The sequence below is a fragment of the Isoptericola croceus genome, from assembly GCF_029382255.1.
In the GTDB taxonomy this organism is placed as follows: domain Bacteria; phylum Actinomycetota; class Actinomycetes; order Actinomycetales; family Cellulomonadaceae; genus Isoptericola; species Isoptericola croceus.
This window is the reverse complement of record NZ_JARLLG010000001.1, coordinates 684,346-698,959: the sequence shown is the minus strand read 5'-3', so window position 1 is coordinate 698,959 and position 14,614 is coordinate 684,346. Positions and strand designations below refer to the sequence as shown.

Annotated in this window: 13 protein-coding genes; all 13 read right to left on the bottom strand. The window is 71.6% G+C overall.

Translation table 11 applies throughout. From position 1 onward, the window contains the following. Positions 1–2 precede the first annotated feature (2 nt). Positions 3–1,949 carry an NADH-quinone oxidoreductase subunit L gene (nuoL, locus tag PZC42_RS03210; RefSeq protein WP_277209270.1) on the bottom strand — a complete coding sequence of 649 codons (1,947 nt, stop codon included), beginning with the start codon at positions 1,947–1,949 and terminating at the stop codon, positions 3–5. Between the two features lie 23 nt (positions 1,950–1,972). Further along, positions 1,973–2,272, bottom strand: a complete 300-nt coding sequence (gene nuoK / locus PZC42_RS03205) for an NADH-quinone oxidoreductase subunit NuoK (protein WP_277208319.1) — start codon at positions 2,270–2,272, stop codon at positions 1,973–1,975. Further along, positions 2,272–3,024 (bottom strand): NADH-quinone oxidoreductase subunit J, encoded by a 753-nt coding sequence (locus PZC42_RS03200; RefSeq protein WP_277209269.1) that lies wholly within the window; start codon positions 3,022–3,024, stop codon positions 2,272–2,274. Before PZC42_RS03200 ends, nuoK begins: the two co-directional genes overlap by 1 nt. A gap of 41 nt (positions 3,025–3,065) precedes the next feature. After that, a complete protein-coding gene (gene nuoI / locus PZC42_RS03195; RefSeq protein WP_277208317.1) occupies positions 3,066–3,839 on the bottom strand; it encodes an NADH-quinone oxidoreductase subunit NuoI in 774 nt (257 codons plus the stop codon). Beyond that, complete coding sequence (gene nuoH / locus PZC42_RS03190; RefSeq protein ID WP_277208314.1) at positions 3,836–5,161, bottom strand: NADH-quinone oxidoreductase subunit NuoH; 1,326 nt, start codon at positions 5,159–5,161, stop codon at positions 3,836–3,838. The genes nuoI and nuoH overlap by 4 nt, the downstream gene beginning before the upstream one ends. Further along, positions 5,158–7,764 carry an NADH-quinone oxidoreductase subunit G gene (locus tag PZC42_RS03185; protein ID WP_277208311.1) on the bottom strand — a complete coding sequence of 869 codons (2,607 nt, stop codon included), beginning with the start codon at positions 7,762–7,764 and terminating at the stop codon, positions 5,158–5,160. The genes nuoH and PZC42_RS03185 overlap by 4 nt, the downstream gene beginning before the upstream one ends. Continuing rightward, positions 7,761–9,101: an NADH-quinone oxidoreductase subunit NuoF gene (gene nuoF / locus PZC42_RS03180; RefSeq protein ID WP_277208307.1), complete on the bottom strand. Its 1,341-nt coding sequence runs from the start codon at positions 9,099–9,101 to the stop codon at positions 7,761–7,763. Before nuoF ends, PZC42_RS03185 begins: the two co-directional genes overlap by 4 nt. Further along, positions 9,094–9,939 carry an NADH-quinone oxidoreductase subunit NuoE gene (gene nuoE, locus PZC42_RS03175; protein ID WP_277208304.1) on the bottom strand — a complete coding sequence of 282 codons (846 nt, stop codon included), beginning with the start codon at positions 9,937–9,939 and terminating at the stop codon, positions 9,094–9,096. The genes nuoF and nuoE overlap by 8 nt, the downstream gene beginning before the upstream one ends. Beyond that, entirely contained in the window at positions 9,936–11,276 is a 1,341-nt protein-coding gene (locus PZC42_RS03170) for an NADH-quinone oxidoreductase subunit D (protein ID WP_277209268.1), read from the bottom strand. Before PZC42_RS03170 ends, nuoE begins: the two co-directional genes overlap by 4 nt. A 26-nt stretch (positions 11,277–11,302) precedes the next feature. Continuing rightward, entirely contained in the window at positions 11,303–12,061 is a 759-nt protein-coding gene (locus PZC42_RS03165) for an NADH-quinone oxidoreductase subunit C (RefSeq protein ID WP_277208301.1), read from the bottom strand. Then, a complete protein-coding gene (locus PZC42_RS03160) occupies positions 12,058–12,609 on the bottom strand; it encodes a NuoB/complex I 20 kDa subunit family protein (protein ID WP_277208300.1) in 552 nt (183 codons plus the stop codon). The genes PZC42_RS03165 and PZC42_RS03160 overlap by 4 nt, the downstream gene beginning before the upstream one ends. Before the next feature lie 55 nt (positions 12,610–12,664). Beyond that, entirely contained in the window at positions 12,665–13,027 is a 363-nt protein-coding gene (locus PZC42_RS03155; protein ID WP_277208298.1) for an NADH-quinone oxidoreductase subunit A, read from the bottom strand. A gap of 148 nt (positions 13,028–13,175) precedes the next feature. Further along, positions 13,176–14,501 carry a geranylgeranyl reductase family protein gene (locus PZC42_RS03150; RefSeq protein ID WP_277208296.1) on the bottom strand — a complete coding sequence of 442 codons (1,326 nt, stop codon included), beginning with the start codon at positions 14,499–14,501 and terminating at the stop codon, positions 13,176–13,178. Positions 14,502–14,614 lie beyond the last annotated feature (113 nt).

Genomic DNA, 14,614 nt, shown 5'->3' with positions numbered 1-14,614 from the left:
CCTCAGCTCGTCGCCATCGTCGACACGAGCCAGATCACCAGCACGATGACGCCCAGACCACCCAGGGTCATCGCGGCGTACTGCCGGACGTACCCGGACTGCAGCCCCCGCAGCCAGGTCCCGAGGCGCCCGACGCCTCCCGCCAGACCCAGCCAGCCCGCATCGACGGCCGTGCGGTCGGCGAAGACCATCGACCTTGTGAGCACCTTGCCCGGGAGCATCACGACCGCCTCGTTGACGTCGTCCTGGTGCAGGTCCACCCGGGCCGCGCGCACCACCGCAGGAGCGGCTGGCGCCGTCGTCGGCACGGACCGCACCGCGTACTGCACGAAGGCGAGCGCCGCGCCGACGACCACCAGGGTGAGCGTGAGGGTGATGATGAGCCAGATCGGCAGCACCGGGTCGTGGTGCTCGGCGTGCCCCGTCACCGGCTCCAGGAAGTGGACGAACCGGTCGCCGGCGTTGAGCGCGAAGCCCAGGCCGACCGACCCGACAGCGAGCACGATCATCGGCAGCGTCATCAGCCACGGCGACTCGTGCGGGTGCCGCACCGGGGTGCTGTCGCCTTCCGCGCCACCGCCCGCGCCGCCGGCGAGCTCGGTGGCCCACCGCCGTCGGCCCATGAACGTCATGAAGAACAGGCGCGACATGTAGTAGGCGGTGATGCCGGCACCCACCAGGGCGACGATCCCGAACACCCACGGCCGCCAGCCCTCGCCCACGAACGCGGCCTCGATGATCTTGTCCTTGGAGTAGAAGCCTGAGAACGGCGGGACACCGAGGATCGCCAGCCAGCCCAGCCCCATCGTGATCGCCGTGACCGGCAGCAGCCGGGCCAGGCCGCCGAAGCGGCGCATGTTCACGTCGTCGTCCATCGCGTGCATGACGGACCCGGCCCCGAGGAACAGGCCGGCCTTGAAGAAGCCGTGCGTGAGCAGGTGGAAGATCGCGAACGCGTACCCGACCGGGCCGAGGCCCGCGGCGAGCATCATGTAGCCGATCTGGGACATCGTCGAGGCGGCGAGCGCCTTCTTGATGTCGTCCTTGGCGCAACCGACGATCGCCCCGAAGAGGAGGGTCAGCGCACCCACGATCGCGATGACGAGCTGGGCGTCCGGCGCCGCCTCGAGCAGCGGGCCCGACCGCACCAGGAGGTAGACCCCCGCGGTCACCATCGTGGCGGCGTGGATGAGGGCCGAGACAGGCGTCGGGCCGGCCATCGCGTCGCCGAGCCACGCCTGCAGCGGCAGCTGGGCCGACTTTCCGCAGGCCGCCAGCAGGAGCAGCAGGCCGATCGCCGTCGTCGTGCCCTGGTCCGCCGCGCCGGCCGTACCGAGCACGGTGCCGAAGTCCACCCCGCCGAACGTCGCGAGCATCAGCATCATCGCCGCGATGAGCCCCATGTCGCCCACGCGGTTCATGATGAACGCCTTCTTGCCGGCCACCGCGTTGGGCAGGTGGTGGTCCCAGAAGCCGATCAGCAGGAACGACGCCAGACCCACGCCCTCCCAGCCGACGAACAGCAGCAGGTAGGAGTCCGCCAGGACGAGCAGGAGCATCGCCGCGACGAACAGGTTGAGGTAGGCGAAGAAGCGGCGGCGGTCACGGTCGTGCGACATGTACGCCACCGAGTAGAGGTGGATCAACGAGCCCACGAACGTGATCAGCATGACGAACGTCATCGACAACGGGTCCACCTGGAACCCGAGGTCCACCGTGAGCGGACCGACGTCGATCCAGTTCGCCGCCGTGTGCACGCCCACCCGCTGCTCGGCGTCCGCGCCCAGCATGTCGAGCAGGATCACCAGGCCGATCACGAACGTCGCCGTCGAGGCGAGCACGCCGAGCCAGTGCCCCCACCGGTCGCTGCGCCGCCCCACCAGGAGCAGCAGCGCCGCCCCGATCAACGGCGTGGCGACCAGCCAGGGCGCGAGGGAAAGAGTCTGCATCGTCATCGAAGTCGTCGGCCCCTCTAGCTCTTGAGCAGGTTGACGTCGTCGACCGAGGCCGACCGGCGGGCACGGAAGATCGTCACGATGATCGCCAGGCCGACGACGACCTCCGCGGCGGCCACCACCATGACGAAGAAGGCGAGCACCTGTCCGGTGATGTCGCCGTGCATCCGGGCGAACGTCACGAGCGCCAGGTTCGTGGCGTTGAGCATCAGCTCGACCCCCATGAACACGACGATCGCGTTGCGCCGCAGCAGCACCGTGGTGGCACCCAGCGCGAACAGGATCGACGCGAGGTAGAGGTAGTTGACGAGGTCCATCAGCGGTCCTCCTCGGTCTCGTCCGGCGTGCGCCGGTCCGGCTCGATGTGCTGCACCAGCGTCTCCTCGGCCGTGAGCAGCTCCGTCGCGGAGCGCTGCTGGCCCCGGATGCGCAGCACGCGCGGCACCGAGTGCTCCAGGGGGCGGCCGTCCGGACCGAGCGCCGGGGTGTCCATCGCGTTGTTCTGCGCGTAGACGCCCGGGGCGGGCAGCGGGGTGAGCTGGCGCCCGGTCGGCAGCGCCGCCACCTTCGCCTCGGCCAGCGCCCGCTGCGTGGGCTTCTTCCCGAGCCGGCGCCGGTGCGTGAGCACGAGCCCGGCGAGCGCCGCCGTGACGAGCAGGATGCCCACGACCTCCATCGCGACCACGTACTGCCCCAGCAGCACGCGGGCCAGGGCCACCGGGTTGGTCACCGCGTTGGCCTGGGCGAGCCCGACCGACGGCGGGAAGGTCGCCTGCGCGACGACGCCGAGCAGCACCGCCGCGAGCCCCGCGCCGAGCAGCAGACCGATCCAGCGCTGTCCGCGGATCGTCTCCGTGAGCGAGTCCGCGGCGTCGACGCCGACGAGCATGAGCACGAAGAGGAACAGCATCATCACGGCGCCGGTGTAGACGACCACCTGCACGATCCCGAGGAACGGCGCCTCCTGCACCACGTAGAGCACCGCGAGACCGATCATGACGAACACCACGCAGACCGCGGCGTGCACCGCGCGCCGGACCACGAGGAGCCCGGCGGCAGCGATCACCATGAGCGGGGCCAGCACCCAGAACAGCACCTCCTCGCCGCCGCTCACGGGTGGGCCTCCGTCCCGAGGGCCGTCCGGCCGTCGAGGTTGGACTCCTCGGCGGCAGCACGGGTCGCCACGGCGCGGTCCTGGTCCGGTCGCAGCCGGTGCCGGTCCTGCGTGGGCGGTGGGGCGTCGCCGGCGACGACGGCGGCAGCCGCGTCCAGCGTCGGGTCGTCGGGCCGGTGCTCGCGCACCCAGTCGACCTGCGCGGCGGTGGGCGCCGTGACCTCGCCCCGGTAGTACTCGGTGTCCGTCGTGCCCTCGACCATGGGGTGCGGGCCGGCGAGCATCCCCTCGGCCAGCGGCGCCAGGATGTCCTGCTTCTCGTAGATCATGCCCTCCCGGCTCGGGCCGGCGATCTCGTAGTCGTTGCTCATGGTCAGCGCCCGGGTGGGGCAGGCCTCGATGCACAGCGCGCAGAAGATGCAGCGCAGGTAGTTGATCTGGTAGACCCGGCCGTACCGCTCACCCGGGCTCATCTGGCCGCCGTCCGGCAGGTCGGCGTTGTCCGCACCCTCGACGTAGATCGCGTCGGCCGGGCACGCCCACGCGCACAGCTCGCAACCGATGCACTTCTCCAGGCCGTCCGCATACCGGTTGAGCTGGTGACGGCCGTGGTACCGGGACTGCGGGGCCGTCTTCTTCCGGGGGTACTCCTCGGTGACGGCCGGCTTGAACATCGACGAGAACGTCACCCCGAACCCGGCGACGGGGGCGAACAGATCGCCCACCGGCCCCTTCTTCGGCCGCAGCGGCTCGTACGGCTTGTCGGTCATCGCGTCTCCTCCGCGTCGACGTCGGCCGGGGGCGCCTGCGGTGCCGGGGGCACCGTGCGGCGGGCCCGCGGCGAGGCCTGCAGGGTCTGTCCGGGCAGGGGCGGGACGGGGTAGCCGCCCGCGAAGGCGTCGAACCCACCGTCGGGGCCCTCACCGCCGCCGGCCGGCCTGTCGGGCGCCTTCTTGTCAGGCCACAACCACAGGACGATCATCACCAGGGCGAAGACCGCGACGATCGCCACGATCATCTGCGTGCGGGTCACGCCCGCCAGCCCGGCCCAGCGGAACACCGCCAGGGCGACCAGCCAGACGAGGGCGAACGGGATGAGGACCTTCCAGCCGAACACCATGAACTGGTCGTAGCGCAGGCGCAGCAGCGTGCCGCGCACCCAGACGAAGAAGAACATCAGCACCCACACCTTGGCGAGGAACCACAGCACGGGCCACCAGCCGGTGTTGAGCACGCCGTCGCCGATCATCGACAGCGGCCACGGGGCACGCCATCCGCCGAGGAACAGCGTCACGGCGACCGCGGAGACGTTGATCATCGCGATGTACTCCGCGAGGAAGAACCAGGCGAACTTCATCGAGGAGTACTCGGTCATGTACCCCGAGACCAGCTCGCCCTCCGCCTCCGGCAGGTCGAAGGGCAGCCGGTTCGTCTCGCCCACCATCGAGATGATGTAGACCACGAACGCCGGTGCGAGCGGCAGGAACCACCACAGGCTCGTCTGGGACTCCACGATCGACGAGGTCGACATCGACCCCGCCATGATGAACACGCTCACCAGGGACAGACCCATCGCCAGCTCGTAGCTGATGACCTGCGCCGTGGAGCGCACGGCGCCCAGCAGCGGGTAGGTGGAGCCCGACGACCAGCCGCCCAGCACGATGCCGTAGACCCCGATCGAGGCGCACGCCAGGATGTACAGCGTCGCCACCGGGAAGTCGGTGAGCTGGGCCGGGGTGGCGTAGTCGGTGAACGGGATCGTGACGCTCGGCCCGAACGGGATGACGGCGAAGACGAGCAGCGCGCAGAACACCGAGATCATCGGTGCCAGCAGGTACATGACACGGTCGGCGCGCGTGACCGTCAGGTCCTCCTTGAGCAGCAGCTTCATCGCGTCGGCCAGCGATTGCAGCAGACCGATCGGGCCGTGCCAGTTCGGACCGGGGCGCAGCTGCATGCGGGCCACGACCTTGCGCTCGAACCAGATCGCGAACAGCACGCTCGTCAGCAGGAACACGATGATGAGCACGGCCTTGACGATGGTCGTCACGATCGTGTCCGCGCTGAAGTCGGCGGCGATTCCCGGGATCATGCGTCGTCTCCCTTCTCGGCGGGGGCGATCCGGACCGCCTCGCCCGGCCTGGCACCCAGGTCCTCGTGGACCCGGCACCCCCGGGACGCCATCGGCAGCCACACCACGTGGTCGACCATCTCGGTGATGGCCACCGGCACCGTGATCGAGCCGCGGTCGGTGGACACCGTCACCCGGTCGCCGTCGAACACGTCGAACCCGGCCGCCGTGACGGCGCTGACCCGCGCCACCGGCCGCTTCGCCGTCCCGGCGAGGTGCTCCTCACCGTCCTGCAGCGCACCGTCGTCGAGCATCAGGTGCCAGCTCGCGAGCACGGCCGTCCCCGCCGAGACCGCGGGAGGCTCCGGTGCCCCCGCCTGCGGGGCCTGTGCCCGGGCACCCTTCCAGGCGCCGAACGCCGCGACCGCGCGGTGCGCGGCCAGGGGCTCGGCCACGCCGAGGTCCACGTCGAGCTGAGCGGCGAGCGCGTCGAGCACCCGGTGGTCCGGCAGCGCCGACGACTCGAGCGCCCGGCCGAAGGACCGCACCCGGCCCTCCCAGTTCCAGTACGACCCGGCCCGTTCGACCGGCGGCGCGACCGGGAGCACCACGTCGGCCAACTCGGTGGCCTCGGTCCGGCGCACCTCCAGGGAGACGATGAAGCGGGCGGCACCGAGCGCCCGGCGGGCGTGCACGGGGTCCGGCAGGTCCGCCAGCTCGAGGCCGCCCACCAGCGCACCGGTGAGCTGGCCCACGCTCAGGGCGTCGAGGATGCCGTCGGTGTCCAGCCCGGGGGTGTCCGGCAGGTCCTCGACGGCGACCCCCCACTCGGCGGCGACCTGGGCCCGGGCGTCCTCGTCCACCAGCGGGCGACCGCCCGGGAGCAGGCCGGGCAGCAGACCCGCCTCCACACCCCCACGCTCGCCGGCGCGCCGCGGGATCCACGCGATCCGCGCACCCGTGGCCTCGGCCAGCCGCAGCGCGGCGGTGTACGCGCCGGGGGCCGCGGCGAGCCGTTCGCCGACCAGCACGACGGCGCCCTCCTGACCGAGCGCACCGGCCACGTCCTCGAGGGTCTCGCGGTCGGCACCTGCGGGCACCAGGTCACCGGCGGCCTGCGTGGCCAGGGTGGTGAGCCAGTCCGCCTCCGTGCCCGGCGCCGTCGGGAGCAGGGTCCCGTCCAGCCGGGCCAGGCCACGGCTGCGGAACGGCGCCACGGAGAACACGCGGGCGCCCGCCCTGACGGCCTTGCGCAGCCGCAGGAACGTGACGCCGGCCTCCTCCTCGGCCTCCAGGCCCGCGAGCAGCACCGCGGGTGCGGCCTCCAGGTCGGCGAAGGTGACGCCGACGCCGGTACCCGCCACCGCGTGGGCCAGGAACGCCGACTCCTCGACCGAGTGCACGCGGGCACGCTGGTCGACGTCGTCGGTCCGCAGCACGGTGCGGGCGAACCGGGACCACGCGAACGCGTCCTCCACGGTGAGCCGGCCGCCCGGCAGGACGCCGACGCCGCCGTCCGCCCGGGCCGCGGCCAGGCCCTGCGCCGCGACCTCCAGCGCCTCGACCCACGACGCGGGCCGCAGCTCGCCGTCCTCCCGCACGAGCGGCGTCGTGATCCGGTCGGGGGCCGACTGCCACGTGAACGCGAAGCGGTCCTTGTCGGTGATCCACTCCTCGTTGACCGCCGGGTCGTCGCCCGCGAGCCGCCGCATGACCTTGCCGCGGCGGTGGTCGATGCGGATCGCGGACCCGCAGGAGTCGTGCTCGGCGATGCTCGGACTCGAGACCAGGTCGAACGGGCGGGCGCGGAACCGGTAGCTCGCGCCGGTCAGGGCGCCCACCGGGCAGATCTGGACGGTGTTGCCGGAGAAGTAGGAGGCGAAGGGCTGTCCGGAAGCGTCCGGCTGGGCGATGCCGAGCGGGATGTCCACCGGTCCGGGGGCAGCACGCCCGCCGGCGCCGTGGTCGCCCGCGCACGGCGGGGCGAAGTGGAGCACCTGCTCGTCGAAGCGGCCGACCTGCTGGTGCGCACCGCGCTCCTGCAGCGCGATGAACTCGTCGCCGGCGATCTCTTCGCTGAACCGGGTGCACCGCTGGCACAGCACGCACCGCTCGCGGTCGAGGAGGACCTGGGAGGAGACCTGGATCGGCTTGGGGAAGGTGCGCTTGACGTCGGCGAACCGCGACGTCGCCCGGCCGTTCTTCATCGCCTGGTTCTGCAGGGGGCACTCGCCACCCTTGTCGCAGACCGGGCAGTCGAGAGGGTGGTTCATGAGCAGCAGCTCCATGACCCCCTCCTGCGCCTTGTCGGCGACGGCCGAGGTGCGCTGGGTCTTGACGACCATGCCCGGGGTGACGGTCATCGTGCAGGAGGCCTGCGGCTTCGGCATCGGCCGCAGGTTGCCCTCACGGTCCGGCATGGCGACCTCGACGAGGCACTGGCGGCACGCCCCGGCGGGCTCCAGCAAGGGGTGGTCGCAGAACCGCGGGATCTCGATGCCGACCTGCTCGGCGGCGCGGATGACGAGCGTGCCCTTCGGGACCGTGACCTCGATCTCGTCGATCGTGCAGGTCACGGTCTCCACGGGCACCGCGTCCGTCGACTTGTCCGTGGTGGCGGTCATCGGTGGCCTCCTGCGCCCGCGAGCGCCGGCGGCGCCTGGGGAGTGTCGTCGAACAGCGTGGACCGGGCCGGGTCGAACGGGCAGCCGCGGCCGTCGAGGTGCGCCTCGTACTCCTCGCGGAAGTACTGGATGCTGGAGGTGATGGGCGACGTCGCCCCGTCCCCCAGCGCGCAGAAGGCCCGGCCGAGGATGTTGTCGCACAGGTCGAGCAGCAGGTCGATGTCAGGGCCTGTGCCCTCGCCCGCCTCGATACGGTGCAGCACCTGCTTGAGCCAGTAGGTGCCCTCGCGGCACGGGGTGCACTTGCCGCAGGACTCGTGGGCGTAGAAGTCCGTCCAACGGCTCACCGCCCGGACCACGCAGGTGGTCTCGTCGAAGACCTGCAGGGCGCGGGTGCCGAGCATGGACCCGGCCGCCCCGACGGACTCGTAGTCGAGCGGGACGTCGAGGTGCTCGGCGGTGAAGATCGGCGTCGAGGAGCCGCCCGGTGTCCAGAACTTCAGCTCGTGCCCCTCGCGGACCCCGCCGGCGAGGTCGAGGAGCTCGCGCAAGGTGATGCCGAGCGGCGCCTCGAACTGGCCGGGCCGGGTCACGTGCCCGGACAGGGAGAACAGGCCGTGGCCCTGGGACTTCTCCGTGCCCATCGAGGCGAACCAGTCGGCGCCCTTGGCCATGATGCCCGGCACCGACGCGATCGACTCGACGTTGTTGACCACCGTGGGCCGCGCGTACAGACCGGCGACGGCGGGGAATGGCGGCTTGAGCCGGGGCTGGCCCCGCTTGCCCTCGAGGGAGTCGAGCAGCGCCGTCTCCTCGCCGCAGATGTAGGCTCCGGCGCCGGCGTGCACGGTGACCTCGAGGTCGAAGCCCGATCCCTGGATGTCGGTGCCGAGATAGCCGGCGTCGTAGGCCTCGGCCACCGCGGCCAGGAGCCGCCGGTAGACGTGCAGCACCTCGCCGCGCACGTAGATGAACGCGTGGTGGCAGCCGATGGCGTAGCTGGTGATGGCGACGCCCTCGATGAGGTGCTGCGGGCTCGCGAGCATCAGCGGGATGTCCTTGCAGGTGCCCGGCTCGGACTCGTCGGCGTTGACGACGAGGTAGCGCGGACCGCCGTCGGGCGCAGGGAGGAATCCCCACTTCATGCCGGTGGGGAACCCGGCGCCACCACGGCCGCGCAGGCCGGAGTCCTTGACGGCCTGCACCACGTCGGCCGGGTCCTGGGCGAGCGCGGCGCGCAGCCCCTCGTACCCGCCGTGGGCGAGGTAGGACTCGAGCGTCCAGGACCTCTCGGCGTCCCAGGTGTCGGTGAGGACCGGCGTCAGCGTGTCAGTCATCAGAAGCCTCCGTTCCCTTGCCGGGCTCCGAGGCGTCGGGCGCCCCCGGCTTCTCGTCCTGGGCCGTCGTCGGCTTGCGCTCGGCACTCGACTGCGCCGTGCCGGTCTCCGGCGGGACCTCGGCCGGCTCCTCGCCCTCGGCGGCGCGCTGCGGGCCGGGCGCGACCCAGCCCTGCTCACGGGCGATCCGCAGACCCTCGAGCGTGGGCCCGCCCGCCGCGACACCCTCGTCGGCGCGGCCGTCGGTGAACCCGGCCAGGACCCGGCTCGTCTGCTTGAACGAGCAGACGCTCGCCGCGCCACGGGTCGGCGCGACCTCCTCACCCGCGCGGAGGCGGTCGGCGATCTGCGTGGCCGACTCCGGGGTCTGGTTGTCGAAGAACTCCCAGTTGACCATCATCACCGGCGCGTAGTCGCAGGCGGCATTGCACTCGACCCGCTCCAGCGTGATCGAGCCGTCCTCGGTGGTCTCGTCGTGCCCGACGTCGAGGTGCTCCGACAGCCGGTCGAAGATCGCGTCGCCGCCCATCACCGCGCACAGGGTGTTGGTGCACACACCCACCGTGTAGGTGCCGTTGGGGTGGCGCTTGTACTGCGTGTAGAACGTCGCCACGGCGGAGACCTCGGCGGCCGTGAGCTCCAGCTGCTCGGCGCAGAACAGGATCCCGTCCCGGCTCACGTAGCCGTCCACGGACTGCACGAGGTGCAGCATCGGGAGCAGCCCGGACCGAGGGTCGGGATAGCGGGCGACGATCTTCTCGGCGTCGGCCGTCAGCGCGGCCAACGTCTCGGCGTCGTAGCCCGTGCGCGAGCGTGCGCCCACCGGTTCGGCGGTCATCGGTCCACCCCTCCCAGCACGGGGTCCAGGGACGCGACGGCCACCACGACGTCGGCCACCTGGCCGCCCTCGCACAGCACCGACACGGCCTGGAGGTTGTTGAACGACGGGTCGCGGAAGTGCGCCCGGTACGGTCTCGTGCCGCCGTCGGACACGAGGTGCACACCCAGCTCGCCCCGCGGGTGCTCGATGGTCTGCCACGTCTGCCCCGCCGGGACGCCGAACCCCTCGGTCACCAGCTTGAAGTGGTGGATGAGCGCCTCCATCGAGGTGCCCATGATCTGGCGGATGTGGTCCAGCGAGTTGCCCTGCCCGTCGGACCCGACGGCGAGCTGGGCCGGCCAGGCGATCTTCTTGTCGGCGACCATCACCGGGGCGCCGACCGTGTCGTCGAGGCGCTGCAGGCACTGCTCGACGATCTTCAGCGACTGGTAGCACTCCTCGAGACGGAGCACGACGCGCGCGTAGGAGTCGGCCGTGGTGTCGGTGGGCACGTCGAAGTCGTAGGTCTCGTACCCGCTGTACGGGAAGGCCTTGCGCACGTCGTACGGGTGCCCCGCCGAGCGCAGCACCGGCCCGGTGATGCCGAGGGCGAAGCATCCCGCCAGGTTCAGCACCCCGACGTCCGTCAGACGGGACTTGAAGATCGGGTTGGCGAGCATCAGGTCGCCGAGCTGGCCCAGGTACCCCCGCACCTTGGGCAGCGCAGCACGGACCTGGTCCGTGAAGCCCTCCGGCGCGTCCGTGGCGACGCCGCCCGGGCGGACGTAGGCGTGGTTCATGCGCAGCCCGGTGATCGCCTCGAAGAGCCGCAGGATCTCCTCGCGGGCCGTGAAGCCGATCGTCATGACCGTCGTCGCGCCCATCTCGTTGCCGCCGGTGCCCAGGCAGACGAGGTGGGAGGCGACCCGGTTGAGCTCCATCATCAGCACCCGGATCACGCTCGCGCGCTCCGGGACGTCGTCGGTGATGCCGAGCAGGCGCTCGGTGCCCAGGCAGTAGGCGGTCTCCTGGAACAGCGGCGCGAGGTAGTCCATCCGGGTGCAGAACGTGGTGCCCTGCGTCCAGGTGCGGAACTCCATGTTCTTCTCGATGCCGGTGTGCAGGTAGCCGATGCCGCAGCGCGCCTCGGTCACCGTCTCGCCGTCGATCTCGAGCATGAGACGCAGCACGCCGTGCGTGGACGGGTGCTGCGGACCCATGTTGACGACGATCCGCTCCTCGCCGATCGCCTCGCGGGCGATCTCGTCCCAGTCGCCGCCGGAGGCCTCGAAGCCCGGCACGCCGGGGCCGTAGTCCTCGCTCGGCGGGCGCGTCGAGCGGGCCGCGTGCGGCATCCGTGGGGCGTCGCTGGCAGTCGACGTCATGAGTACTGCCTCCTCGTGTCCGGCGGCGGGATCGTGGCGCCCTTGTACTCCACGGGGATGCCGCCGAGCGGGTAGTCCTTGCGCTGGGGGTGGCCCGGCCAGTCGTCCGGCATCTCGATGCGGGCCAGGCCGGGGTGCCCGTCGAAGACGATCCCGAAGAAGTCCCACGTCTCGCGCTCGTGCCAGTCGTTCGTCGGGTAGACGCCCGTGGTCGTCGGCACGTGGGGATCGCTGTCAGGGCACGTCACCTCGAGACGCAGCCGACGGGCGTGCGTCACCGAGGTCAGGTGGTAGACGGCGTGCAGCTCGCGCCCGGCATCCTCCGGGAAGTGCACGCCGGACACCCCGAGCGAGAGCTCGAAGCGCAGGTCCTGGTCGTCGCGCAGCGCCTGGCAGACCGCCACCAGGTGCTGGCGGGCGACGTAGAGCGTCAGCTCGGCGTCGGCGCTCGGCCCGGCGTCCGCCGTCCTGCGCCGCGGGTCGAAGACCACGACACGCTCCACGGCGTCGCCGAACGCGACGCCCTGTTCGTCGAGGACCTCCGCGAGCACGTCGACGGCCTCGTCGAACCAGCCCCCGTAGGGCCGGGTGGCGGCCGGCGGCATCGTGACCGTGCGCACCAGCCCGCCGTAGCCGGAGGTGTCGCCCGTGTCGTGCGCTCCGAACATGCCGGTGCGCTCGGCGACGTGCTCCGCCGTCGGCTCCGGCAGGTCGTACCCGCCGCCGACGACCTCACGTCCCTCGCCCCCCGTCATCGCAGCAGCCCGATCATCTGGGAGGTGGGCGTCGCCTCGAGAGCCGCGGCCTCCGCCGCCTTCGCCGCCTCGGTCCGGTTGACACCGAGAGGGGCGTCCTGGATTTGCTGGTGCAGCGCCAGGATCGCGTTGATCAGCATCTCGGGGCGCGGCGGGCAGCCCGGCAGGTAGATGTCGACCGGCAGGATGTGGTCGACGCCCTGCACGATCGCGTAGTTGTTGAACATGCCGCCGCTGGACGCGCAGACGCCCATCGACAGCACCCACTTGGGCTCGCTCATCTGGTCGTAGACCTGCCGCACGACGGGCGCCATCTTCTGGCTGACCCGACCCGCGACGATCATGAGGTCCGCCTGGCGCGGCGACGCCCGGAAGACCTCCATCCCGAACCGGGACAGGTCGAACCGCGACGCACCGGCCGCCATCATCTCGATGGCGCAGCACGCCAGCCCGAACGTCACCGGCCACACGGACGCCTTGCGCAGGTAGCCCGCGAGATCCTCGATCGTCGTGAGCAGGAAGCCTGACGGCGACTCCTCAAGCCCCATGTCTCCTCCTTCGGAGCGTCGGTGCCGCCGAGCGGCACCCTTGCCGAACTACCTGTCAGACCCAGTCGAACCCGCCGCGCCGCCACTCATAGACGAACGGCACGGTGATCAGCACCAGGAAGATGAGCATCGCCGCCAGCCCGAACCCGGCCAGGACGGCGAAGTCCACCGCCCACGGGTAGAGGAAGACCACCTCGATGTCGAAGACGATGAACGTCATCGCCACCAGGTAGTACTTGATCGGCAGCCGGCCCCCGCCCATCGCGAGCGGAGTCGGCTCGATGCCGCACTCGTAGGCGTCGAGCTTGGCCCGGTTGTAACGCTTGGGCCCGATGACGGCGCTCGCCGCCACCCCGCCCAGAGCGAGCACGGCCGCGATGCCCATGAGGACCAGCACCGGGACATACGGGTTGGTCATCGGATCTCCTCGCCTGGATCGGTCACGCCGGTGTCACTCCCTCGTGCCACGTCGGGTCTCATGCCTTGTCGCTCGACGCATGAGGGCTGCGGTGCCTCGCTCCGGCGCACCTCGTCCCTCGACGTCCCTCCGCGGGGGCTCTTCGTCCTCATGCCTTCGGGACCACCCTCGTCAGCCCCGCGATCACCCGGTCGACCCAGTCGCCGCCCCGCGGCTCGTAGCAGTCGGAGAGCAGCTTGAGGACGAACTGCATGACGACCCGTCGCGGCAGCCCGTAGCGCACGCACAGCCGCATCACCGCCGGGTGCTCGATGAGCCGGACGAACCAGCGTCCGAGCGTGTAGTACCCGCCCAGGTCGTCGCGCATCCGGTCGGCGTAGGTGAGCAGGGTGCGCTCGCGGGCGTCGTCGGTGACCCGGGTGCGCGCCTGCGCGATGGCGTCCGCGGCGACGCGGCCCGCCTGCAGGGCGTAGGCGATGCCCTCGCCGTTGAACGGGCTGACCATGCCGGCGGCGTCGCCGACGAGCAGCGCGCCACCGGAGTACATGGGGGTCCGGTTGAACCCCATGGGCAGCGCCGCACCGCGCACCGGACCGACCTGGTTCTCGGCGGTGAAGCCCCAGTCGTCCGGCGTGTTGCGCATCCACGCGGCCATCAGGGCGCGGTAGTCGTGCCCGGTGGCGGACTGCCGTGCCGGCGTCGAGCTCACCGAGCCGAGGCCGACGTTCGCGGTGCCGTCGCCGAGGGCGAAGATCCAGCCGTAGCCGGGCAGGAGGTTCGACTCCCCCGGTGCCCCGTCCCACAGCTCGAGGTGGGACTCCATGAAGGCGTCCTCGTGGCGCGACGTGGTCCCGGAGGCCGTCTCCGTGCGGAAGTAGGTGCGCACCGCGGTGCCCATCGGGCGGTCGTCACGACGGGCGATCCCGAGCGTGGTCGCGAAGCGCGAGGACACGCCGTCGGCGGCGACGACGACGGGTGCCCGGTAGGTGGCGGTCGGCCCGTCGGCGCGGCCGCGGCCGTCGAGCGGCTGGGCCGTCACACCGACGACCCGTCCGCTGCGTTCGTCGGTGAGCGCGCCGGCGACCCTGGTCCGCTCGACGAGCTTGGCCCCGGAGGCCTGGGCGTGCTGGACCAGCCGGTGGTCCAGCGACATGCGGCTGCGCGCCATCCCGTACCCGGGATAGGTGGTCAGCTCCGGCCAGGCGAGCTCCCACGAACGCCCGCCCGCGACGACCCGCAGTCCCTCGTTGCGGATCCAGCCGTCGTCGGCTCGCGTGTCGACGCCCATCCGGGCGAGCTCGGCCACGGCGCGCGGGGTCAGACCGTCGCCGCAGATCTTGTCGCGAGGGAAGGACGCCTTGTCCAGGAGCAGGACGTCGAGGCCGGCGGAGGCGCACCAGTGCGCGGTCGAGGCACCGGCCGGACCGGCGCCGACGACGATCACGTCAGCGTCGTCGCGATGCGATGCTCGCACTGCCCCACCTCCCTCGACGAGAGACCCCGACCTCGTTGCCGGAGACGTCTTGTGAACTCAGTCACAACGTACTGCGGTCACTCTAGCCACGATCGTCGACGGTTGTGTAGGAA